Origin of the sequence: Nocardioides solisilvae (assembly GCF_003194625.1) — a bacterium.
Classification (GTDB): domain Bacteria; phylum Actinomycetota; class Actinomycetes; order Propionibacteriales; family Nocardioidaceae; genus Nocardioides; species Nocardioides solisilvae.
In genome coordinates this window covers 425,457-445,954 of sequence record NZ_QHKX01000002.1, presented here as the reverse complement: position 1 = coordinate 445,954, position 20,498 = coordinate 425,457, and the positions used below count along the sequence as shown (strand labels likewise).

20 protein-coding genes are annotated in these 20,498 nt (G+C 75.2%); 15 read left to right on the top strand and 5 right to left on the bottom strand.

The window, feature by feature from the left end:
* The first annotated feature begins 85 nt into the window (after positions 1 to 85).
* The 5 genes from DNK53_RS08140 to DNK53_RS08120 are packed head-to-tail and all read left to right on the top strand — an operon-like array spanning position 86 to position 5,524.
* The gene (locus tag DNK53_RS08140; RefSeq protein ID WP_110181798.1) at positions 86 to 1,246 is read left to right on the top strand and encodes a prenyltransferase/squalene oxidase repeat-containing protein; all 1,161 of its coding nucleotides are present in this window, start codon (positions 86 to 88) and stop codon (positions 1,244 to 1,246) included.
* 2 nt (positions 1,247 to 1,248) lie between these two features.
* Positions 1,249 to 1,929, top strand: coding sequence for a hypothetical protein (locus DNK53_RS08135; protein ID WP_110181797.1), 681 nt, complete (start codon positions 1,249 to 1,251; stop codon positions 1,927 to 1,929).
* A gap of 6 nt (positions 1,930 to 1,935) precedes the next feature.
* Positions 1,936 to 3,099: an energy-coupling factor transporter transmembrane component T gene (locus DNK53_RS08130; protein WP_110181796.1), complete on the top strand. Its 1,164-nt coding sequence runs from the start codon at positions 1,936 to 1,938 to the stop codon at positions 3,097 to 3,099.
* Complete coding sequence (locus DNK53_RS08125) at positions 3,096 to 4,700, top strand: ABC transporter ATP-binding protein (protein ID WP_110181795.1); 1,605 nt, start codon at positions 3,096 to 3,098, stop codon at positions 4,698 to 4,700. Before DNK53_RS08130 ends, DNK53_RS08125 begins: the two co-directional genes overlap by 4 nt.
* Positions 4,700 to 5,524 carry an ECF transporter S component gene (locus DNK53_RS08120; protein WP_110181794.1) on the top strand — a complete coding sequence of 275 codons (825 nt, stop codon included), beginning with the start codon at positions 4,700 to 4,702 and terminating at the stop codon, positions 5,522 to 5,524. The genes DNK53_RS08125 and DNK53_RS08120 overlap by 1 nt, the downstream gene beginning before the upstream one ends.
* Here the strand turns inward: DNK53_RS08120 and DNK53_RS08115 are convergent.
* From DNK53_RS08115 to DNK53_RS08105, 3 genes are all read right to left on the bottom strand, one after another.
* On the bottom strand, positions 5,508 to 6,758 hold the full coding sequence (locus tag DNK53_RS08115) for a PQQ-dependent sugar dehydrogenase (RefSeq protein ID WP_110181793.1): 1,251 nt from the start codon (positions 6,756 to 6,758) through the stop codon (positions 5,508 to 5,510). The genes DNK53_RS08120 and DNK53_RS08115 overlap by 17 nt on opposite strands.
* Before the next feature lie 72 nt (positions 6,759 to 6,830).
* The gene (locus tag DNK53_RS08110) at positions 6,831 to 7,703 is read right to left on the bottom strand and encodes an EamA family transporter (RefSeq protein WP_239456425.1); all 873 of its coding nucleotides are present in this window, start codon (positions 7,701 to 7,703) and stop codon (positions 6,831 to 6,833) included.
* Positions 7,700 to 8,320 carry a PadR family transcriptional regulator gene (locus tag DNK53_RS08105; RefSeq protein ID WP_162599835.1) on the bottom strand — a complete coding sequence of 207 codons (621 nt, stop codon included), beginning with the start codon at positions 8,318 to 8,320 and terminating at the stop codon, positions 7,700 to 7,702. Before DNK53_RS08105 ends, DNK53_RS08110 begins: the two co-directional genes overlap by 4 nt.
* Before the next feature lie 78 nt (positions 8,321 to 8,398).
* On the opposite strand from DNK53_RS08105, the gene DNK53_RS08100 reads away from it, so the two are divergent.
* Genes DNK53_RS08100 through DNK53_RS08090 form a run of 3 tightly spaced genes read left to right on the top strand, consistent with a single transcriptional unit; the run spans position 8,399 to position 11,461 of the window.
* The gene (locus DNK53_RS08100) at positions 8,399 to 9,409 is read left to right on the top strand and encodes an ATP-binding cassette domain-containing protein (RefSeq protein WP_110181791.1); all 1,011 of its coding nucleotides are present in this window, start codon (positions 8,399 to 8,401) and stop codon (positions 9,407 to 9,409) included.
* Positions 9,406 to 10,263 (top strand): ABC transporter permease, encoded by an 858-nt coding sequence (locus DNK53_RS08095; RefSeq protein ID WP_110181790.1) that lies wholly within the window; start codon positions 9,406 to 9,408, stop codon positions 10,261 to 10,263. Before DNK53_RS08100 ends, DNK53_RS08095 begins: the two co-directional genes overlap by 4 nt.
* A 28-nt stretch (positions 10,264 to 10,291) precedes the next feature.
* Complete coding sequence (locus DNK53_RS08090) at positions 10,292 to 11,461, top strand: WD40/YVTN/BNR-like repeat-containing protein (protein WP_239456424.1); 1,170 nt, start codon at positions 10,292 to 10,294, stop codon at positions 11,459 to 11,461.
* Between the two features lie 21 nt (positions 11,462 to 11,482).
* On the opposite strand, the gene DNK53_RS08085 is transcribed toward DNK53_RS08090, so the two are convergent.
* Positions 11,483 to 11,701, bottom strand: a complete 219-nt coding sequence (locus tag DNK53_RS08085; protein WP_110181789.1) for a hypothetical protein — start codon at positions 11,699 to 11,701, stop codon at positions 11,483 to 11,485.
* 66 nt (positions 11,702 to 11,767) lie between these two features.
* On the opposite strand from DNK53_RS08085, the gene DNK53_RS08080 reads away from it, so the two are divergent.
* The 7 genes from DNK53_RS08080 (at position 11,768) to DNK53_RS08050 (ending at position 19,987) form a co-directional block, all read left to right on the top strand.
* Positions 11,768 to 12,568 (top strand): alpha/beta hydrolase, encoded by an 801-nt coding sequence (locus DNK53_RS08080; protein WP_110181788.1) that lies wholly within the window; start codon positions 11,768 to 11,770, stop codon positions 12,566 to 12,568.
* Between the two features lie 43 nt (positions 12,569 to 12,611).
* Positions 12,612 to 14,300, top strand: coding sequence for a dihydroxy-acid dehydratase (ilvD, locus tag DNK53_RS08075; RefSeq protein ID WP_110181787.1), 1,689 nt, complete (start codon positions 12,612 to 12,614; stop codon positions 14,298 to 14,300).
* A gap of 22 nt (positions 14,301 to 14,322) precedes the next feature.
* Positions 14,323 to 15,867 (top strand): pyridoxamine 5'-phosphate oxidase family protein, encoded by a 1,545-nt coding sequence (locus DNK53_RS17455; protein WP_162599834.1) that lies wholly within the window; start codon positions 14,323 to 14,325, stop codon positions 15,865 to 15,867.
* A 15-nt stretch (positions 15,868 to 15,882) separates the two neighbouring features.
* The gene (locus DNK53_RS08065; RefSeq protein WP_110181786.1) at positions 15,883 to 16,776 is read left to right on the top strand and encodes an amidohydrolase family protein; all 894 of its coding nucleotides are present in this window, start codon (positions 15,883 to 15,885) and stop codon (positions 16,774 to 16,776) included.
* Positions 16,777 to 16,873: 97 nt separating this feature from the next.
* A complete protein-coding gene (locus DNK53_RS08060) occupies positions 16,874 to 18,091 on the top strand; it encodes a kynureninase (protein WP_110181785.1) in 1,218 nt (405 codons plus the stop codon).
* Positions 18,088 to 19,107: a S66 family peptidase gene (locus DNK53_RS08055; RefSeq protein ID WP_110181784.1), complete on the top strand. Its 1,020-nt coding sequence runs from the start codon at positions 18,088 to 18,090 to the stop codon at positions 19,105 to 19,107. The genes DNK53_RS08060 and DNK53_RS08055 overlap by 4 nt, the downstream gene beginning before the upstream one ends.
* Positions 19,108 to 19,204: 97 nt before the next feature.
* Entirely contained in the window at positions 19,205 to 19,987 is a 783-nt protein-coding gene (locus tag DNK53_RS08050; protein WP_162599833.1) for a hypothetical protein, read from the top strand.
* On the opposite strand, the gene DNK53_RS08045 is transcribed toward DNK53_RS08050, so the two are convergent.
* On the bottom strand, positions 19,959 to 20,483 hold the full coding sequence (locus DNK53_RS08045; protein WP_110181782.1) for a hypothetical protein: 525 nt from the start codon (positions 20,481 to 20,483) through the stop codon (positions 19,959 to 19,961). The genes DNK53_RS08050 and DNK53_RS08045 overlap by 29 nt on opposite strands.
* Between the last annotated feature and the right edge of the window lie 15 nt (positions 20,484 to 20,498).

Here is a 20,498-nt window from a genome sequence, read left to right as displayed (position 1 = left end):
GCGTCCGAACATTCGCTGTCGAGGAACACGGCGGGTTCGATCCCCTCGTGGACCGTCGCCGCCCAGCAGCGGGATGGGAATCCACATGAAGCACGCCGTACACCACCCGGTCCGCCACGGGGCCCACCGCCGGGTCGCCGCCATCGCGGCCTCGGTCCTCCTGGTCGCAGCAGCGGCCACCGCCTGCGCCGACGGGGAGGGCGCCTCCGACGCGTCGCCCCCGGCCGAGGCGGGGCCCGCGCCGGTCGAGCTCGCCGCCGCCTGGCTGCTCGATCAGCGCAACGCCGACGGCCTGCTCGAGGTCACCACGGAGTGGGAGGGCGAGACCACCACGGCCGCCGACCCCGGAGGCAGCGTCGACCTGGTCCTGGGCCTGTCGGCCACCGGTCTGCACGCGCAGGAGGCCGCCGAGACCACCGACGCCGTGGCCGCCGACCTCCCCGCCTACGTGGGGACGGGCAAGGAGGTCTACTCCGGGGCGTCGGCCAAGGCGCTCGCCCTCGCGCTCGACCAGGGTCGTGACCCGGAGGAGTTCGGCGGCCTCGACCTCCGCGCGCGGGTCGAGGAGACCGTGGTCGGCAAGGGGCCCGCCGTCGGGCGTCTGCAGGACCGGTCGGAGTACGGGGACTACGCCAACTCCATCGGCCAGGCCTACGCCGCCGCGGCCCTGACCCGGGTCGGGAGCGACGCGGCCGACGAGGTGACGGCGTTCCTCCTTCAGCAGCAGTGCGAGGAGGGCTTCTTCCGCCTGGCCTTCTCCGACCCCGGAGCCCGGGACCAGACCTGCGACGGCGACCGCTCGGTGAGCGTCGAGCAGGCGCCCGACACCACCGCCCTGGTCGTGCTCCAGCTGGCCGGGCTGGCCGAGGAGGGCGCCTCCGGGGAGGTCGACGGGGCCCTCGACCGCGCAGCCGCCTGGCTGCTCGAGCAGCAGGCGGAGGACGGCTCGTTCAGCGACCCCGAGAACGGCACCAACACCAACACCACCGGGCTGGCCGGCTGGGCGCTGGCCGAGCTGGGCGAGGACGACGCGGCGGCCCGGGCGGCCGAGTGGCTGCAGGCGCTGCAGGTGTCCGAGGACGACGAGGAGCTCGCCGACGAGGCCGGGGCCGTCGCCTACGACGCGGCCAGCCTGGAGGACGCGCGCAGCCACGGCCTCGACGACCCGCTCGACCGCTCCCCGTGGGTGGTCGCGGCCGTGCAGGCGTTCCCCGCCCTCGCGGCGGACGGCGACGGCGAGGAGTGAGCGTGGTCGCCCTCCGTCGCCGGGCAGTGACCGGCACCGCCCGGGCGGGGCTCGTGGGGCTCGCCCTGCTGCTGGGGTGCCTGGTCGTGACGGCGGGTCCCGTGGCCGGTCCGGCCGCGGCCGTGCCGGCGCCCTGCCCCGACGACGGCGTCGTCGTCCTGGTCGAGCCGGGCCGGCTGGCCGCGGAGGTCGGGGGTGACGACGCCCGGGTGGCGTGCGACCCCTCGGCCGACGGCGAGCGGGCCGGCACCTCCTTCGCCGACGCTGGATTCACCCTCGACCAAGCAACCCGGAGCCCCGGGTTCGTCTGCCGGGTGGAGGGCGCGCCGGCGAGCGACCCGTGCGTCAACGCGGCGCCGGCGGACGCCTACTGGAGCCTGTGGTGGGCCGAGGCGGACGGCGACTGGGTCTACTCCACGCGCGGCGTGGGCACCCTGCGGGCACCGCAGGGGGGCCACCTGGCGCTGGTCTGGCACGAGGGCGACGGGGAGGCCGAGCCGCCGGCCACGAGCCCCGAGGAGGCCGCCGCGGCGGTCCGGGCAGGAGGCGGCGACGTGCTGCCCGCGGAGCGGGAGCCCGGCGTCGCCGACGCCGGGGGGCTGCCGGTCTGGGTCCCCCTCGCCGTCCTCGGCGGGCTGCTGGGCGCCGGAGTCGTGCTCACCCTGCGGCGCCGGAGGGCGTGAGCGACGGTGCCAGGAGGAGGACGGTCCGCCCGGGAGCTGCACCCGGTGGCGTGGTGGGCCTGGGCGGCGGGCCTGGCCGCCGCGGCGTCCGCGACCACCAACCCGTGGTTGCTGGCGCTGCTGGCCGCCGTCACGTGGGTCGTCGTCCAGGCGTGCCGCGGCGACGGCAGCTGGGCCCGCGCCTTCCGGCTCTACCTCTGGCTCGCCGCGGTGACGGTCGTGGTCCGGGTGCTGTTCCGGGTGCTGCTGGGCGGGGTCGACGGCGGGCACGTGCTGCTGCGGCTGCCCGAGGTGGGGCTGCCGGAGTGGACGACGGGGATCCGCCTGCTCGGCCCCGTCACCCGGGAGGCGCTCCTGGCGGGCCTGTACGACGGGATGCAGCTGGCCGTGATCCTGCTGGCCTTCGGCGCGGCCAACGCCCTGGCCAACCCCAAGCGGCTGCTGAAGTCGCTGCCGCCGGCCCTCTACGAGATCGGCACGGCGATGGTCGTCGCCGTCTCCGTCCTGCCCCAGCTCGCCGACAGCGCGCGACGGGTGAGGCACGCCCAGGAGCTGCGCGGCAGCGGACGCACCGGGCGTCGACTGGCACGTCTGCGTGGGCTGCGCCGGGTGCTGGTCCCGGTGCTGGAGGACGCCTTCGAGCGGTCCATGGCGCTGGCCGCCGGCATGGACGCCCGCGGCTACGGGCGCACCGGGGAGGCGAGCGCGGCCGAGCGGCGCACCACCGGCGCCCTGCTGCTGGCCGGCCTGCTGGGCACCTGCGTGGGGGTCTACGGCTTCCTCGACACCACCACGCCGCGCTGGCTCGGTCTCCCCATGCTGGCGCTCGGTGCCGGCTGCGCCGTGCTGGCGCTGGTGAGCGCCGGACGACGGGTCGGCCGCAGCCGCTACCGCCCCGACCGGTGGCAGCCTGAGGAGCTGCTGGTGGTGGCCGGCGGGCTCGCCGCGGGGGCCGGGCTGTGGTGGGTCGCCGACGCCGCGCCGAGGGTCGCCCACCCGGGGGTGGCGGGGGCCCCGGCGCTCGACCTCGCCGCCCTGCTGGTCCCGCTGACCGCCCTGCTGCCGGTGCTGGTGGCGCCGCCGGCGCCGACGGTCGCGACCCGTCAGCCCGCCGGGCCGCCCGCGGGCCGGCCCCGCGCCCACGACGTCCACGAGGAGGTGGCCCAATGATCGAGCTGCGCGAGATCCGCTTCTCCTACCCCGGCCACGAAGTGCTGGCCGGGATCGACCTCGCCGTCGAGGAGGGTGAGCTGCTCCTGCTGGCCGGACCCACCGGCGTCGGCAAGTCCACCCTGCTCGGGGTGCTGTCGGGCCTCGTGCCGGAGCACACCGGAGGCACGCTGTCGGGCGACGTGCTGCTCGACGGCGTCAGCATCCTGGGCCGACCGGCCCGGGACCGGGCCGCCGACATCGGCTACGTCGGCCAGAACCCGGCCGCCTGGTTCGTCACCGACACGGTCGAGGAGGAGCTGGCCTACGGGATGGAGCAGCTCGGCCTGCCGGCCGCCACGATGCGCCGGCGCGTGGAGGAGACCCTGGACCTGCTCGGCATCGCCGACCTGCGCCACCGCGACCTGCGGACGCTGTCGGGCGGGGAGCAGCAGCGCGTCGCCATCGGCTCCGTGCTCACCATGCACCCGCGGGTCGTCGTCCTCGACGAGCCCACGTCCGCCCTCGACCCCACCGCCGCCGAGGACGTCCTGGCGATCCTCACCCGGCTGGTCCACGACCTCGGGCTCTCGGTGGTGGTGGCCGAGCACCGGCTGGAGCGGGTCGTGCCCTTCGCCGACCGGATGGTGCTGCTGCAGCCCGACGGCACGGTCCTGGTCGACGTCCCCGAGGCCGTGATGGCCCACTCGCCGGTGGCGCCGCCGCTGGTCGAGCTCGGCCGGGCAGCCGGCTGGTCGCCGCTGCCGCTCAACGTGCGCGACGCGCGCCGCCGGGCCCGCGAGCTGCGCACCCGTCTCGACGCGCTCGCCCCGGCGGCCGAGCAGCGCACGGCCCCGGGGGAGCCCGTGCTCACCGCCCGCGATGTGGTGGTCACCCAGGGGCGCTCGGCGGTGCTGCGCGGGGTCGACCTCTGCCTCCTGCCGGGCCGCGTGACGGCCCTGATGGGGCGCAACGGCGCCGGCAAGTCCACGCTGCTGTGGGCGCTGCAGGGCCGGCTGGCGCGGGCCTCGGGCCAGGTCCGGGTGACCGGCGCGGACCCGCACACCCTCGACGGGGCCGAGCGCCGTCGGCGTACGGGGATGGTCCCCCAGACGGCCGCCGACCTGCTCTACCTGGAGACCGTCGGCGCCGAGTGCGCCGACGCCGACGCCGACGCGGGCGCCCCCGGGCGGACCCGGGCCGTCCTGGACCGGCTCGCGCCGGGGATCGACGACGAGACCCACCCCCGCGACCTCTCGGAGGGGCAGCGGCTCGCGCTGGCCGTCGCGGTGGTGCTCGCCGCCCGGCCGCCGGTCCTGCTCCTCGACGAGCCCACCCGCGGCCTCGACTACCCGGGCAAGCTCGCGCTCGCCGGACTGCTCCGGGAGCTCTGCGACGCGGGCCACGCGGTGCTGGTGGCCACCCACGACGTCGAGTTCGTGGCCGGGGTGGCGGACACCGTCGCCGTGCTGGCCGAGGGCGAGGTCGTCTCGGACGGGCCGACGCTCGAGGTGGTGGTGGAGTCGCCGTCCTTCGCCCCGCAGGTCCACAAGGTGCTGGGGTCGCCCTGGCTCCGGGTCGACCAGGTCACCGCCGCCCTCGCGACCGCGGGGACGGCCTGATGCGGCCCGGCGCGGGGCCGGACGCCCCGGCGGTGCGGATCGGGCCGCGCAGCGCCGCGGCGCTCGTCGGGGTCTCCGCGCTCGGGCTCATGATGCTGGGGTGGCCGTTCCTGCTCGACGTGCCCGACGGCGCGCGGGTCGACCCGCCGTTCCTCTTCCTCGCGCTGCTGCCCCTGCTGCTCGTGGCGGTGCTCGCCGAGATGACCGAGGGCGGGATGGACGCGCGGGTGCTGGCGGTCCTCGGTCTGCTCTCGGCGATCAACGGGGTGGTCCGCGGCCTGGGTGCGGGGGTGGCGGGCCTCGAGCTCGTCTTCTTCCTGCTGATCCTCGGGGGCCGGGTCTTCGGGCCCGCCTTCGGCTTCATCCTCGGCGGGACCTCGCTCTTCGTCTCGGCGCTCTTCACCGCGGGCGTCGGCCCGTGGCTGCCCTTCCAGATGCTGGTGGCCGGCTGGGTCGGGATGGGGGCGGGCCTCCTGCCTCGCAGGCCACGCGGCCGGTCCGAGGTGGCGATGCTGATCGGATACGGCGTCCTCGCCGCCTACGCCTACGGCGCGCTGATGAACCTGTGGAGCTGGCCGTTCGTGCTGGGGATCGAGGTGCCCGGACGGGAGGGCACCGAGCTCTCGTACGTCGCGGGAGCACCGCTGCTGGAGAACCTCCAGCGGTTCGGGCTCTACACGCTGGTCACCTCCACCGGGGGGTGGGACACCGGCCGGGCGCTCACCAACGCGGTCGCGCTGGGGGTGCTGGGTCCCTCGGTCCTGGCCACCCTGCGCCGGGTCGCGAGGCGCGCCGTGGTGGTCCGGGTCAGCGCTGCAGCGTGACCCGCAGGATGCGGTCGTCGTCGTCGGCCGGGGTGCCGCGCCCGTCCCGGTTGGACGTCGTCATCCAGAGGCTGCCGTCGGGCGCCGTCACCACGGTCCGCACCCTCCCGTAGTCCCCCACGAAGTGACCGCGCGGCTGGCCGGTCCCCGAGGTCGTGCCGGAGGCGCCGCCGCCCGGGACCGGCACCTGCCACAGGCGCGTGCCGCGCAGGGCGCCCAGCCACAGGGACCCCTCGGCGAAGGCCAGCCCCGAGGGGGACGCCTCGTCGGTCGACCAGACGCGCGCCGGGTCGACCAGCCCGCCGGCGTCCACGCCGGGGTTGTCGGCCGCGCGGCCCTCGACCCGGGGCCACCCGTAGTTGCCGCCCTCCTCGATCCGGTTGAGCTCGTCCCAGGTGCTGGCCCCGAACTCGCTGGCCCACATCGTGCCGGCGTCGTCCCAGGCGAGTCCCTGGACGTTGCGGTGGCCCAGCGTCCAGACGGGGGAGCGGGGGTCGGGGTTGCCGGGCGCCGGCTCGCCCTCGGGGGTGATCCGCAGGATCTTGCCCGCCAGCGAGGACTCGTCCTGGGCGAGCTCGGCCTGGCCGACCTCGCCGGTGGAGGCGTAGAGGTGGCCGTCGGGGCCGAACGCGAGCCGACCCCCGTCGTGGATGGCGCCGGTCGGGATCCCGGTGAGGACGGGTTCCGGCTCGCCGAGCCGGCCACCGGCGAGCTCGGCCCGCACGACCCGGTTGTCCTCGGCCGTGCTCACGTAGAGGAACACCTGCCGGTCGTCGGCGAAGTCGGGCGAGACCGCCAGGCCCAGCAGGCCGCCCTCGGCGCCGGCACTGGCGTCGGCGACCCGACCGACCTCCCGGGTCCGCCAGCCGTCGGCGCCGCCACCGTCCGGGGTCAGGTGGAGCACCCGGGCGGAGTCACGCTCGGTCACCAGCGCCGACCCGTCGGGGAGGAAGTCCAGGCCCCAGGGCACCTCCAGCCCGGAGGCGACGGTGCCCGAGACCCGGGGGCGCGCCGGTCCCGCGGCTCCGCCGGAGGCGTCCGGCGAGCCGGCCCCCGGCGAGGACGGGCCGGAGGACGAGGTCAAGGACGGGGCTGAGGGTGCGGGAGCGGAGGCGGTCGGGGCGTCGGCGTCCCCCGACGGCTCGGGGTCGTCGGCACAGCCGGCGAGGACCAGGGCGGCCACGAGGGTGCCCGCGGCAGCGGCGGCACGGCGGGCGGGCGCGGTCGGGGGCATGCGTCCTCCAGGGCTCGGGTCCGGCCAGCGTACGCACCCGGGCGGAACCCGACCGGCCCCGTGGGGCGGCTCTCAAGGGTGCTGGAGCAGCTCGACGTCTGGCTCGCGCGGCGCCCGTGCCGAGCGGGTCGCCCCCGCGCTGGCGACGACGACGCAGGCGATCGCGGTCCACTGCAGGACGCCGAGGGTCTCCCCGAGGACCAGCAGGGCGGCGAGGGCCGCGGCCGCCGGCTCCAGGCTCATGAGGACGCCGAAGACCGACGGCCGGAGGCTGCGCAGGGCGACGAGCTCGAAGCTGTAGGGGATGACCGAGCTGAGCAGGCCGATGAGGGCTCCCAACGCGAGCACCTCCGGGTCGAGCATGCCGTCGAGGTCGGCGAGCAGCGCGAAGGGGGCCAGCAGCACCGCGGCCCCGGTGCTGGCGACCGAGAGGCCGTCGAGGCCGGGCCAGCGCCGGCCGGTCTGGGCGCTGAGCAGGATGTAGCCCGCCCAGGCGGCGCCGGCCAGCCCGGCGTACGCCACGCCGACCGGGTCGAGGTCCGTCCGCTCCCACCCGAGGGCGACCACGCCGAGGGCGGCCAGCGCGACCCAGAGCAGGTCGCGCGGGCGGCGGGACCCGGCGACGGCGACGGCCAGCGGGCCGATCAGCTCGATGGTGACCGCCACCCCCAGCGGAAGCCGGGCGAAGGACTGGTAGATCGACCAGTTCATCGTCGCCAGCATCGCGGCGAAGCCGGCGACCACCCACCAGTCGTGGCGGCTCCGACCGGCGAGACGCGGACGGGCGACGAGCAGCAGGACCAGGGCGCTGGCGGCCAGCCGCAGCCAGACCAGGGCGGTGGGGTCCACGCGGTCGAAGAGCTCCTTGGCCAGGGCGGCGCCGAGCTGGACCGACGCGATGCCGGCCAGCACCAGCCACACGGCCCGCCGCGGGCCGCCCGTCACCGGGCGTCCCGCACGGGCTCGTCGGCCCTCTCCGGGGTCGCTTCCCCGTCCGACCCGTCCGACCCGTCCGGCCCGCCCGCCCCGCCGAGGCCGTGCTCGTGGCGCAGGCGCGCGAGCGTACGACGTGCGATGGCCAGCTCGCTCTCGAAGTGGGCGAGGCCCCACTCCGCCACGAGCGACGGGTTGTGGAAGGTCTGGCCGACCGCGTCCTGCCCCGTCAGCGAGCGCCGGACCGCGGCGAGGTCGGAGTGCGCGGCCAGCACCTGACCGACGTACTCCTCGAGCATCTGCACGAGCGTCTCGGGCTCGGTGAGGTGGCCGATCATCAGCCGCAGTGCCTGGGGGTGCTTGAAGACCGGCATCCCGACCGGCGCCTCCTGCATCCAGCGCTCCATGGCCCGGCGTCCCTCGTCGGTCACCGCGTAGGTGGTGCCGCGGCCCTCGCCGGAGCGCCGCACGAGCCCGGCCTCGGTGAGCCGGGCCAGCTCGGAGTAGACCTGGCTCATCGCCGGCGAGGTCCAGTAGAAGCGCATCGTGTTGTCCGCGCGCTGCTTGAGCTCGTAGCCCGTGAGCTCGTCGCCGAAGGTGAGCAGGCCGAGCAACGCGTAGGAAGTCACCGGAAAAAGGGGTTGCGCCGGGGCCATGACCCGAGCGTACTCTTCCTAATTGGAATAGTCGGGACGGGGAGGGACGGCGTGGCAGAGGTGACGGGGAACGCGATCGAGGCGCTCGACCTGGTCAAGCACTTCGACGAGACCGTGGCGGTCGACCACGTGAGCTTCGCGGTGCCGACCGGGAGCGTGCTGGGGCTGCTGGGCCCCAACGGGGCGGGCAAGACGACCACCGTGCGGATGATGACGACGTTGACCAGGCCGACGAGCGGCACCGCCCTCGTGGCGGGCCACGACGTGGTCCGGGACCCGGCCGGGGTGCGTCGCTCCATGGGGCTCACCGGCCAGTCGGCGACCGTCGACGAGCTGCTCACGGGCCGGGAGAACCTGCGGCTCGTCGGCCAGCTGTACGGCCTGGACCGCCGGACCGTGCGGCGGATCTCCGACGACCTGCTCGAGCGGTTCTCGCTGGCCGACGCCGGCGACCGCGTGGTCAAGACCTACTCGGGCGGCATGCGCCGGCGCCTCGACCTCGCGGTCAGCCTGGTCGCGACGCCCCCGGTCCTCTTCCTCGACGAGCCCACGACCGGGCTCGACCCGCGCAGCCGGGTCGAGCTGTGGGACGTGCTCCGCGAGCTGGTCCGCGACGGCACCACCCTGCTGCTCACCACGCAGTACCTCGAGGAGGCCGACCAGCTGGCCGACAACATCGTGGTGGTCGACCACGGCCGGATCATCGCCGAGGGGACGCCCCTGCAGCTGAAGGACGCCTCGGGCAAGGCGGCGCTGGTGGTCACCGTCTCCGACGGCGCCGACCTCTCCCGGGCGGCGGAGCTGATGCGCCGCGTCGTCCGGGAGGTCCACGTCGACGAGGCGGCCCGGCGGCTCACCGCCCCGGCGCAGGGGCTGGGCGACATCACCGAGGTGGCCGGCACCTTCGCCACCAGCGGGATCGAGCTCGACGACCTCGGGCTGCAGCGCCCGAGCCTCGACGACGTGTTCCTGCACCTCACCGGCCGCCGCGCCGAGGAGACGACCGACGACGAGAGCGACGGCGGGGCCGGTGGGTCCCGCCTGGAAGGGGTGCCGGCATGAGCACCGAGACCGTCCGGCCCGCACTGAGGGGCTCGCTGGAGCGGCCCGAGATCCGGCGCACGACCCTGCTGCAGCAGTCGCTGGCCATCACCCGCCGCAACATGATCCACATCAAGCGGATGCCCGAGATGCTGATGGACGTCACCGTGCAGCCGGTGATGTTCGTGCTGCTCTTCGCCTACGTCTTCGGTGGGGCGATCGCCGTGCAGGGCGCGGCGTCGGGCTACCGGGAGTGGCTCCTGGGCGGGATCATGGGACAGACGATCGCCTTCGCGTCCTTCATCGTGGCCGTCGGGCTGACCGCCGACATCGACAAGGGGATCGTCGACCGCATGCGCTCCCTGCCGATCCACCCGTCGGCGGTGCTGGTGGGCCGCAGCTTCTCCAGCCTCATCCACTCCGGGATCGGGATCGCGGTCATGTCCCTCACGGGGCTGGTGGTGGGCTGGCGGATCCGCGGCTCCTTCCTCGACGCGGTGCTGGCCTACGTGCTGCTGCTCCTGTGGGGCTTCGCGATGATCTGGCTGGGGATCCTGGTCGGCTCCGCGCTGCGGTCGGTCGAGGCGGTCAACGGGGTCATGTTCACCACCATCTTCCCGATCACCTTCCTCTCCAACGCGTTCGCGCCGACCGAGCGGATGGGGGACTTCCTGCGCACGGTCGCGGAGTGGAACCCCATCTCCTCGCTGGTGCAGGCGGTGCGCGAGCTGTGGGGCAACACCGGGCCGGCGCCGGCGGAGGCGGCGCTGCCGCTGCAGCACCCGGTGCTCTCCACCGTGATCTGGACGCTCGTGCTCACCGCGGTGCTCGCGCCGCTCTCGCTGCGCGCCTTCCGGCACCGCACCCAGGACTGACGACACCGCACCGGACGAGGGAGACGACATGGACGACGCGACGCACGCCACGGCCGGCGGGGCCGAGCAGGGCGGCACCGGGCACGGCGGCACCGGGCAGGGCAGCGGAGGGAGCACGCTCCTGCTCGTCGGCACCCGCAAGGGGCTGTGGCTCGGCACCTCCGACGCCCGGCGGGCGGAGTGGAGCTGGACGGGCCCGCACTTCCCGATGGAGGAGGTCTACTCCGTCATGGTCGATCCCCGCGGCGCCGTCCCGCGGGTGCTCGCGGGGTGCTCCTCCAGCTGGTTCGGCCCGCAGGTGCGCTGGAGCGAGGACCTCGGCGAGACCTGGCAGGAGACGCCCAACGGCGCCGTCCGCTTCCCCGAGGACACCGGCGCGACGCTGGCCCGGGTCTGGCAGCTCGTGCCGGGCGTGGAGGACGGGGTGGTGTGGGCGGGCACCGAGCCCGGCGCCGTCTTCCGCTCCGAGGACGGCGGCGAGCACTTCGAGCTCGTCCGCGGGCTCTGGGACCACCCGCACCGCCCCGAGTGGAGCGAGGGGTTCGGCGGGCAGGCGTTCCACACGGTCCTGCCGCACCCCCGGGACCCCGGCTCGGTCCTCGCGGCGCTCTCCACCGGCGGTGCCTACCGCACCGCCGACGGCGGCCGCTCCTGGGAGCCGGTCAACCGGGGGGTCAAGGCCGAGTTCATGCCGGGGGAGCGGTCCTACCCCGAGTTCGGCCAGTGCGTGCACAAGGTCGCCCGGGACGCCGTCGACCCCGACCGGCTCTTCCTGCAGAACCACGGCGGGGTCTACCGCTCCGACGACGGCGGCGACTCCTGGCAGGACATCGCCCCCGGGCTCCCCTCGGAGTTCGGGTTCGCGATGGTGACGCACCCGCGCAAGCCCTCCACGGCGTACACGTTCCCGATCGCCGACGCCGGCGCGCGCTGGCCGGTCGACAGCCGCGCCCGGGTCTGCCGGACCACCGACGGGGGCGAGACGTGGGAGCAGCTGGGCGAGGGGACGCTGCCCGACTCGTTCTACGCCGCCGTGATGCGCGACGCGATGTGCGCCGACACCCAAGACCCGGTCGGCCTCTACTTCGGCGGCCGCAACGGCGCGGTCTGGGGGTCGGGGGACGAGGGGGCCACGTGGACCGAGCTGCACCGCGACCTGCCCGACGTGCTCGTGGTGCGGGCGGCCGTGCTGCCCTGAGCGCGGCCCGGGCCGCGCGGGTCAGGCGCGCCGGCGGCCCAGGACCAGGTAGGCCAGGGGGCCGAAGGGCTGCACGAGGAGGGCGGGCCCCCACAGCGCCCTGGGGCCGCGGACCTCGGCGGCCGTCCGGCTCCGCAGGTCCTTGGCCGCCCACGCGCTGAGCGCCACCTCGGCGGCGCCGAGGACGACGACCGCCGTCCGCTGGGTGGTGGTCAGGTCTGCCCAGGACTTCTTCGCCATGGGCGACAACCTAGCCCGTCCCGCGACCCCTTGACCCGTGCCGCGCTCCGGGGGAGGGTGGCGGCCATGACCGAGACCGACACCGAGCTCGCCGGCCACGCCGGGACCCTCTTCGTCCGCCGCTGGACGGGGGAGCGCACGCGCTACGTGGTGCTCCTCGTGCACGGGTACGGCGAGCACACCGGCCGCTACCCCCACGTCGCCGAGCGGCTGGTCGCCGACGGCGCCGCGGTCCTCGCCCCCGACCACGTCGGGCACGGCCGCAGCGACGGCGAGCGCGTCCTCGTCGAGGACCTGGAGCGGGTCTGCGACGACCTGCACCGCGTCGAGGAGCTCGCCCGCGCGGAGCACCCCGGCCTGCCGGTGGTCCTGCTCGGCCACTCCATGGGCGGGCTGGTCGCCGCCCGCTACGCCCAGCGGTACGGCGACGGGCTGGCCGCCGTCGTCCTCTCGGCGCCCGTGCTGGGGCGGTGGGAGGCGGTCGAGCAGCTGCTCGCCGCCGAGGAGATCCCCGACGTGCCGATCGACCCGGCCACCCTCAGCCGCGACCCGGCGGTGGGGGAGGCCTACGCCGCCGACGAGCTCGTCTGGCACGGACCCTTCAAGCGCCCCACCCTCGAGGCGCTCCGGGCGGCGACGGAGCGGGTCGGCGCGGAGGGCGCCGTCGACGTGCCGATCCTCTGGCTGCACGGCGAGGACGACCGGCTGGTGCCGATCGGCCCGTCGCGCGAGGGGTTCGCCACCCTCGGCGGCCGTCGGGCGGAGCAGAGGACCTACCCCGGGGCCAGGCACGAGATCCTCAACGAGACCAACCGCGACGAGGTGCTCGACGACGTCCTCGCCTTCGTGGGGCGTCACCTGCCCTGAGACCGGACGCCGCCCCAGGGAGGGCGAGTCGTAGGCTGCGCGCATGAGCGCGTCCGACCAGCAGCAGCCCGACATCAAGCCCCGTTCCCGCGACGTCACCGACGGCCTGGAGCGGGCCGCGGCGCGCGGCATGCTCCGTGCGGTGGGGATGGGCGACGAGGACTTCGCCAAGCCGCAGATCGGCGTCGCCTCGAGCTGGAACGAGATCACGCCCTGCAACCTGTCGCTGGACCGGCTCGCCAAGGCCGTGAAGAACGGCGTGCACGCCGCGGGCGGCTACCCCCTGGAGTTCGGCACCATCTCGGTCTCCGACGGCATCTCGATGGGCCACGAGGGGATGCACTTCTCGCTCGTCAGCCGAGAGGTCATCGCCGACTCCGTGGAGACCGTGATGATGGCCGAGCGGCTCGACGGATCCGTGCTGCTGGCCGGCTGCGACAAGTCGCTGCCCGGCATGCTGATGGCCGCGGCGCGGCTCGACCTCGCCAGCGTCTTCCTCTACGCCGGCTCCACGATGCCCGGCCAGGTCGACGGCAACGACGTGACGATCATCGACGCCTTCGAGGCCGTCGGCGCGTGCCTCGCGGGCAAGATCACCCGCGACGAGGTCGACCGGATCGAGCGCGCGATCTGCCCGGGCGAGGGTGCCTGCGGCGGCATGTACACCGCCAACACCATGGCCAGCGTCGCGGAGGCGCTCGGGATGAGCCTCCCGGGCAGCGCGGCCCCGCCGGCCGTCGACCGCCGCCGCGACGGCTTCGCGCACCGCTCCGGCGAGGCGGTCGTCGAGATGCTGCGCCAGGGCATCACGGCCCGCCAGGTCATGACCAAGCCGGCCTTCGAGAACGCGATCGCCGTGGTGATGGCGCTGGGCGGCTCGACCAACGCGGTGCTCCACCTGCTCGCGATCGCCCGCGAGGCCGACGTCGACCTCACCCTCGACGACTTCAACCGGATCGGGTCGAAGGTGCCGCACATCGGCGACCTCAAGCCGTTCGGCCGCTTCGTGATGACCGACGTCGACAAGATCGGCGGCATCCCGGTCGTGATGAAGGCGCTCCTCGACGCCGGCTTCATGCACGGCGACACCCTCACCGTCACCGGCCGCACCATGGCCGAGAACCTCGAGGCGCTCGCCCCGAAGCCGCTGGACGGCGAGGTGCTGCGCGCCTTCGAGAAGCCGATCCACGCCACCGGCGGCATCACGATCCTCAAGGGCTCCCTGGCCCCCGAGGGCGCGGTCGTCAAGAGCGCCGGCTTCGACGACACCACCTTCACCGGCACCGCCCGCGTCTTCGACGGCGAGCGCGCCGCCCTCGACGCGCTGGCCGAGGGCCGGATCCAGCCGAACGACGTGGTCGTCATCCGCTACGAGGGGCCCAAGGGCGGCCCGGGGATGCGCGAGATGCTCGCCATCACCGGCGCCATCAAGGGCGCGGGCCTCGGCAAGGACGTCCTGCTCATCACCGACGGGCGCTTCTCGGGCGGCACGACCGGCCTCTGCGTCGGCCACATCGCCCCCGAGGCGGTCGACGGCGGTCCGATCGCGTTCGTCCGCGACGGCGACCGGATCACCCTCGACGTCGCGAACGCGACCCTCGAGGTGGAGATCGACGACCTGGAGGCCCGCAGGGTCGGGTGGGAGCCCAACCCGCCGAAGTACACGCGCGGGGTGCTCGGCAAGTACGCCAAGGTCGTGCAGTCCGCCGCCCACGGCGCCGTCACGAGCTGAGCCGGGAGCCGGGGGAGTCGGGATGGGCAAGGTCCACGAGCGGATCGACGGCCGCCTGAGGGAGTTCGTCGAGGCCCAGCCGGTCTTCTTCGTGGCCACCGCGCCCTCGGGCGACGGCGGGCACGTCAACGTCTCGCCCAAGGGCCTGGTCGGCACGTTCGCCGTGGTGGACGACCACACCGTCGCCTACCTCGACCTCACCGCGAGCGGCGCCGAGACGATCGCGCACCTGCGGCAGAACGGGCGGATCACCGTGATGTTCTGCTCGTTCGACCGCACGCCGAACGTCGTCCGCCTGCACGGCCGCGGGCGGGTGGTGAGCCGGTACGACGACGACTTCGAGGCCTGGGCGTCCCGGTTCGACCCCCACCCGCACGCCCGGGCCGTGATCGTGGTCGACGTCGAGCGGGTGAGCGACTCGTGCGGCTACGCCCTGCCCCTCATGAGCCTCGACGACGAGCGGGACCTGCTCACCCCGAACATGGACCGGCGGGGCCATGAGCATCGACGGGCTCCCCGCCTTCGACGACGATCCGACGGGGGGTTCCGATCCCGTCGTGAGAGCGGCACCGCTACTGTGCGGGCCATGACTCGGGGGAGAACACTCACGTCCACGGCCGCCCTGCTGCTCGCGGGCAGCCTGCTCGCCGGCCTCCCGGCGACCGCCACCGCCCGCGACGGGGCGACCGGAGCGGCCCCGACCGTCCCGACGGCTGGGAGGGCCGCCGAGGGTGCCGCCGGCTCCGCGGGCCGGGCACCGGCTGTGCTGGCGCGCCGCGCCACACTGCCCGGCGGGGGGCGCAAGGTCTTCGCCCGCAACCGGTTCCTCGTCGCCTACTACGGCACGGCCGGCACCGGCGTCCTCGGGGTGCTGGGCGAGGCCGACCCCGACACCGTCCACCGGCGCCTCGTCCGCGCCGCGAAGCCCTTCCGGCTCGCCCGCAAGGAGCGGGTGCAGCCCGTCTACGAGCTGATCGTCACGGTGGCCGACGCGGTCCCGGGCGCCGACGGCGACTACTCCCACGACATCCCGCGGGAGCGGGTCCAAGAGTACATCGACGCCGCCGAGCGCAACGGCGCGCTGCTGGTCCTCGACGTCCAGCCCGGTCGGTCCGACTTCCTCACCGTCGCGAAGCGGTGGGAGTGGGCGCTCCAGCACCCGTGGGTGGGGCTCGCCCTCGACCCGGAGTGGCGGATGGGCCCCGACCAGGTGCCCGGCCAGGTCATCGGCTCCGTCCGGGCCAAGGAGGTCAACGACGTCTCCGCCTGGCTCGACGCGCTGACCGCCCAGCACGCGCTGCCGGAGAAGGTCTTCATGCTCCACCAGTTCCGCGAGTCGATGGTCGGCCGGATCAAGAAGGTGCGCGACCGGGCGAACCTCGCGGAGGTCCAGCACGTCGACGGCTTCGGGACGCCCGCCCAGAAGCAGGCCACCTTCCGCGCGGTGGCCCGGCCGAAGCAGTTCGACCTGGGCTTCAAGCTCTTCTACGACGAGGACGTGCCGCGGATGCGGGCGCGGGCCGCCCGCAGGCTCCGACCCGAGGTCCGGTTCGTCAGCTTCCAGTAGGAGTAGCGTGCCCGGATGAGCAGCGTCCGGCTCCGCGGCACCGACCTGACCGGCACGGTCCTGCCCGTCCTGCGGGACCACCACGTCCACCTGGGGCTGGTCGACGGCTCCCTGCTCGCCCGCGGGGCGCTGGGTGCCGTCGTCGACCTCGGCTGGTCGGCCGACGTGGTGGCGCTCGCGGCCGCCTGCCCCGTCCGGGTGCACCACGCCGGTCAGTTCCTCGCCGCGCCCGACGGCTACCCGAGCGACCGCCCGTGGGCGCCGCACGGCAGCGTCCGCCCGGTCGCCCACCCCCGCGAGGCCGAGGCGGCCGTCGCCGAGCAGCGCGCGCTGGGCGCGAGCGTGGTCAAGGTCACCCTGCACCGCGGGGCCGGGCCGGTGCTCGACCTCGCCACCTGCAGCGCCGTGGTGGCCGCGGCGGGGGAGACCCCCGTGGTGGCCCACGTGGAGGGTCCGGGGATGGTCGAGCTGGCGCTGGCCGCCGGGGTCGACGTCCTCGCCCACACCCCGTGGACCGAGGCGCTCGACGCCGACGTCGTCGCGGAGTGCGTGGCGGCAGACATGGCGTGGATCAGCACCCTGGACATCCACCGTCACGGCGCGTCCACCCCCGGGCAGCGGACCGCGATGGCCAACCTGGCCGCCTTCCACGCCGCGGGCGGCCGGGTCCTCTACGGCACGGACCTCGGCAACGGTCCGCTGCCCGTCGGCCTCGACCTGCGCGAGCTGGCGCTGCTGCGCGAGGCCGGGCTGGACGACGAGGCGCTGCTCGCCGCGCTCACCGACGGTTGGCCGGCGCCGCTCGAGGACGACCTCGTCACGTTCCTGCCCGGGGCACCCGACGAGGACCTCCTGGTCCGGCTCGCGGTGGCCGTCGCCGTACCCTCCTCGGAGGTCGAGTCGCCCTGACCCGTCGCGACTCGCACCGCCCCGCCCCGACCTGCCTGACCTGACCCGACCCCTGCCCGGCCCACCCTGACACCCGGGCAGCCCCGAGGAGCAAGCCGTGCCCGACCTCGACCCTCGCCCCCGGGACGCCGCCGACCCGCTCGCAGCCCACCGCGCCCACTTCGTCGGTGCGGGGTCCCCGCTGGTCTACCTCGACGGCAACTCGCTGGGCCGTCCGCTGGCGGTCACCGCCGACCGGCTCGCCGGCTTCGTGCGCGAGGAGTGGGGCGGCCGGCTGATCCGCGGCTGGGACGAGGGCTGGATGGAGCTGCCGACGTCGCTGGGGGACCGGATCGGCGGGGTGCTGCTCGGCGCCGCCCCCGGCCAGCTCGCGGTCGGCGACTCCACGACGGTCTGGCTCTACAAGCTGCTGCGCGCCGCCGTCGACGCCCAGCTGGCGCGCGACCCGGCGCGGACCGAGATCGTCGTCGACACCGACAACTTCCCCACCGACCGCTACGTCGCCGAGGGGGTCGCCGCGGAGCGGGGCTGCACCGTCCGCTGGGTCGAGGTCGACCCCACGGGCGGGCTGACCCCCGAGCTCCTGGCCCCCGCCGTGGGGGAGCGCACCGCGGTGGTGCTGCTCAGCCACGTGGCCTACCGCTCCGGCCACCTGGCCGACGTCGGTCGGCTCACAGCCGTCGCGCACGCCGCCGGAGCGCTGCTGCTGCTCGACGTGTGCCACTCGGCCGGCTCGGTGCCCGTGGCGCTCGACCAGTGGCAGGTCGACCTGGCGGCCGGCTGCACCTACAAGTACCTCGACGGCGGGCCGGGGTCCCCGGCGTTCGGCTACGTCGCCGCCCGTCACCACGGCGTCCTGACCCAGCCGATCCAGGGCTGGATGGGGCACGCCGAGCCGTTCGCGATGGGGCCCGGCTACCGACCCGCTCCCGGCATCCGGGGCTTCGTCTCCGGCACCCCGCCGGTGCTCGGCATGCTCGCGGTGCAGGACATGCTGGACCTGCTGGAGGAGGTGGGCGTGGCGGCCGTGCGCGCCAAGTCGGTCGCGATCACGGAGTACGTCGTCGAGCTCGCCGACGCCTGGCTGGCCCCGCTGGGCGTGCGGCTGGGCTCCCCGCGGGACCCGGCGGCGCGGGGCGGCCACGTGACCCTGCTGCACCCCCGGATGCGGGAGGTCGTGGCCCGGCTGTGGGAGGGCGACGTGCTCCCCGACTACCGCGACCCCGGGGGCCTGCGGATCGGGCTCTCGCCGCTCTCCACCTCCTTCGCCGAGGCGCACGAGGGGATGCTGCAGGTGCGTAGGCTGCTGGGATGATCCGCTTCCCCGCACCGCTGCGTCCCGGCGACCGGATCGGCGTCACCGCCCCGTCCTTCGGGGTGCCCACCGCCCTGCGACCACGGCTGGACCTGGCGGTGGCGTGGCTCCGCGACCGCGGTCACGAGGTCGAGGTGGGGGAGTGCCTGGGCGGGGACTCCGGGCACGTCAGCGCGCCGGTGGAGCAGCGGGCCGCCGAGCTGAACCGGATGCTGCTGGACCCGACCATCCGGGCGGTCGTGCCTCCGTGGGGCGGCGAGACTGCGATCGACCTCGTGGACCGGCTCGACTGGGACGCGCTGGCCACCGCCGAGCCGACCTGGGTCGTGGGCTTCAGCGACATCAGCACCCTGCTGCTCCCGCTCACCACCCGGCTGGGCTGGGCGACCCTGCACGGGTCGAACCTCATGGACACCCCCTACGAGCCGTCGCCCGGCCTGGCGCACTGGACGGCGCTGGCCGGGGCGACGGGACCCGTCACCCAGCGGGCGTCGGGGCTCTTCCGCACCAGCGGCTTCGACGACTGGGAGCGCGACCCCACGCCCACGGCGTACACCCTCGACGGGACGGGCACCTGGGAGGTCGTCGGTGGCGGCGGGCTCGACGTGACCGGCCGGCTCGTCGGCGGCTGCATCGAGACGGTCGTCAACCTCGCGGGGACGCCGTACGGGGACGTGGCGGCGTTCGGGCGCGAGCACGCCGAGGACGGGCTCGTCGTCTACGTCGAGGCCTCCGACGACCCGGCGCTCGAGATCTGCCGCAACCTGCACGGGCTGCGGCTCGCCGGCTGGTTCGAGCACGCGAACGCGATCCTGGTCGGACGCACCTCGGCGCCGCCGTCGGACCACTTCACCCAGCGCGACGCCGTCCTCGACGCGCTCGGCGGGCTCGACGTGCCGATCGTCCTGGACGTCGAGTGCGGCCACGTGCCGCCCTACCTCCCGCTGGTCAACGGGGCGCTCGCGCACGTCACCGTCGCCGGCGGGACCCGCGAGATCGTCCAGGAGCTGGCGTAGATACGCGATTTCGCCGATGCGCGCCGGCCCCTCACTGGTCTAGACCTCTAGGGGTGGGTGGTCGAACCGACGGCCGCCCCCGACGAGGGGAAGCACCATGAAGAAAGCACCGTCTCGCACCGCCTCGGCGGTGGTCGCCTGCCTGGCCGTCGTGCTGGCCGGCCTCGTCGCGCTCACTCCTGCCGGAGCCTCGCTCCAGGACCAGGTCGGCGCCGCCGCCCAGCAGAACTGGAGCAAGGTCTGGAGGCAGAAGATCCGTCCCCGGGCCGACCGCCGCTACTACACCAAGGCCCAGGCCAAGGACCGGTTCGCCGAGGAGGACGACGTCTGGACCAAGGCCGAGTCCGACGCGAAGTACGCGACGAAGACGGACACCTGGACCCGTGCCGAGTCCGACGCGAAGTACGCGACGAAGGCGGACACCTGGACCCGTGCCGAGTCGGACGCCAAGTACCAGACGAAGCCGGCCGTCTACCGAGGCAACTACGTGCTGTCCGGCGTCGGGGCCGGGGCGCTGGTGATGGACGCGCTCTCGTACGGCGTCACGCTGGCCGCGCCGCCCGCCGCGCACTACATCAGGACGGGCGACCCGGTCCCGGCCGGTTGCTCCGGCACCGCCGCGGCACCCAACGCGGAGCCTGGCCACCTGTGCGTCTTCGAGTCCACGGCCTTCAACATGCAGCCGAACCGGTACGTGAGCAACCTCGCCTTCGCGACGAACACCGCGACCCAGACGGGCGCCAACATCTACGGCTTCGTGGCGGCCGCGGGGAACGGCTACTTCGCGGGGACCTGGGCGATGCGGCCCGGAGGGACGGCGACCGCCACCAGCGGCGCCGCTGCGCCGAGGTTCAGCGGCCTCGGCGCCGAGGTCCCCTAGGGGCGCGCGGGTGGGCTCGGCGCCCGGCGTCGCGCGGGTCAGTCCCGTCGGCGAGCGGCTGGGCGCTGAGCTCGCGCTGCTGCCACTCGAGCCGTCCGGCCTCGGCGAGCCTGGTGAGGGCGGCCCACCGCCCACCGCGCAGGAGGGCGGGGCCGCCGGCCAGGCCGTGGGCGCGGCCCACCCGGTTGTTGGCCTCGTCGACGCGGGAGTCGTCGGGGTCGGCGGAGCCCCGCTCCTGGGCCTCGCCCACCGCCACGGCCAGCGCCTCGCCGTGCCGGGCGGCGAGGTGGGCCTGCCAGGCGAAGTGCCGGACGGCGTTCTGCTCCCGCCACCCGCTCCCGACGACGCGGGCGGAGACGAGGAGGGCGAGCACGGAGGTGACCACCACGTCGGTCGCCGTCCGCCGGTCGGCGCCCGCCTCCCGGGCGGCCCGCCACAGTCGTGGCACCCCGCCGGAGAGCAGCCGGAGGGCCTGGCGGAGCCGGAGGACGGGCACCCGCCGAGTCTGCCA

Bases quoted from the DNA above. Each gene is read 5' to 3' on its own strand.
- DNK53_RS08115 (WP_110181793.1), bottom strand. From the start codon at position 6,758: ATGCCCCCGACCGCGCCCGCCCGCCGTGCCGCCGCTGCCGCGGGCACC.
- DNK53_RS08065 (WP_110181786.1), top strand. From the start codon at position 15,883: ATGAGCAGCGTCCGGCTCCGCGGCACCGACCTGACCGGCACGGTCCTG.
- ilvD (WP_110181787.1), top strand. From the start codon at position 12,612: ATGAGCGCGTCCGACCAGCAGCAGCCCGACATCAAGCCCCGTTCCCGC.
- DNK53_RS08050 (WP_162599833.1), top strand. From the start codon at position 19,205: ATGAAGAAAGCACCGTCTCGCACCGCCTCGGCGGTGGTCGCCTGCCTG.
- DNK53_RS08080 (WP_110181788.1), top strand. From the start codon at position 11,768: ATGACCGAGACCGACACCGAGCTCGCCGGCCACGCCGGGACCCTCTTC.
- DNK53_RS08090 (WP_239456424.1), top strand. From the start codon at position 10,292: ATGGACGACGCGACGCACGCCACGGCCGGCGGGGCCGAGCAGGGCGGC.
- DNK53_RS08120 (WP_110181794.1), top strand. From the start codon at position 4,700: ATGCGGCCCGGCGCGGGGCCGGACGCCCCGGCGGTGCGGATCGGGCCG.
- DNK53_RS08125 (WP_110181795.1), top strand. From the start codon at position 3,096: ATGATCGAGCTGCGCGAGATCCGCTTCTCCTACCCCGGCCACGAAGTG.
- DNK53_RS17455 (WP_162599834.1), top strand. From the start codon at position 14,323: ATGGGCAAGGTCCACGAGCGGATCGACGGCCGCCTGAGGGAGTTCGTC.
- DNK53_RS08095 (WP_110181790.1), top strand. From the start codon at position 9,406: ATGAGCACCGAGACCGTCCGGCCCGCACTGAGGGGCTCGCTGGAGCGG.
- DNK53_RS08140 (WP_110181798.1), top strand. From the start codon at position 86: ATGAAGCACGCCGTACACCACCCGGTCCGCCACGGGGCCCACCGCCGG.
- DNK53_RS08055 (WP_110181784.1), top strand. From the start codon at position 18,088: ATGATCCGCTTCCCCGCACCGCTGCGTCCCGGCGACCGGATCGGCGTC.
- DNK53_RS08085 (WP_110181789.1), bottom strand. From the start codon at position 11,701: ATGGCGAAGAAGTCCTGGGCAGACCTGACCACCACCCAGCGGACGGCG.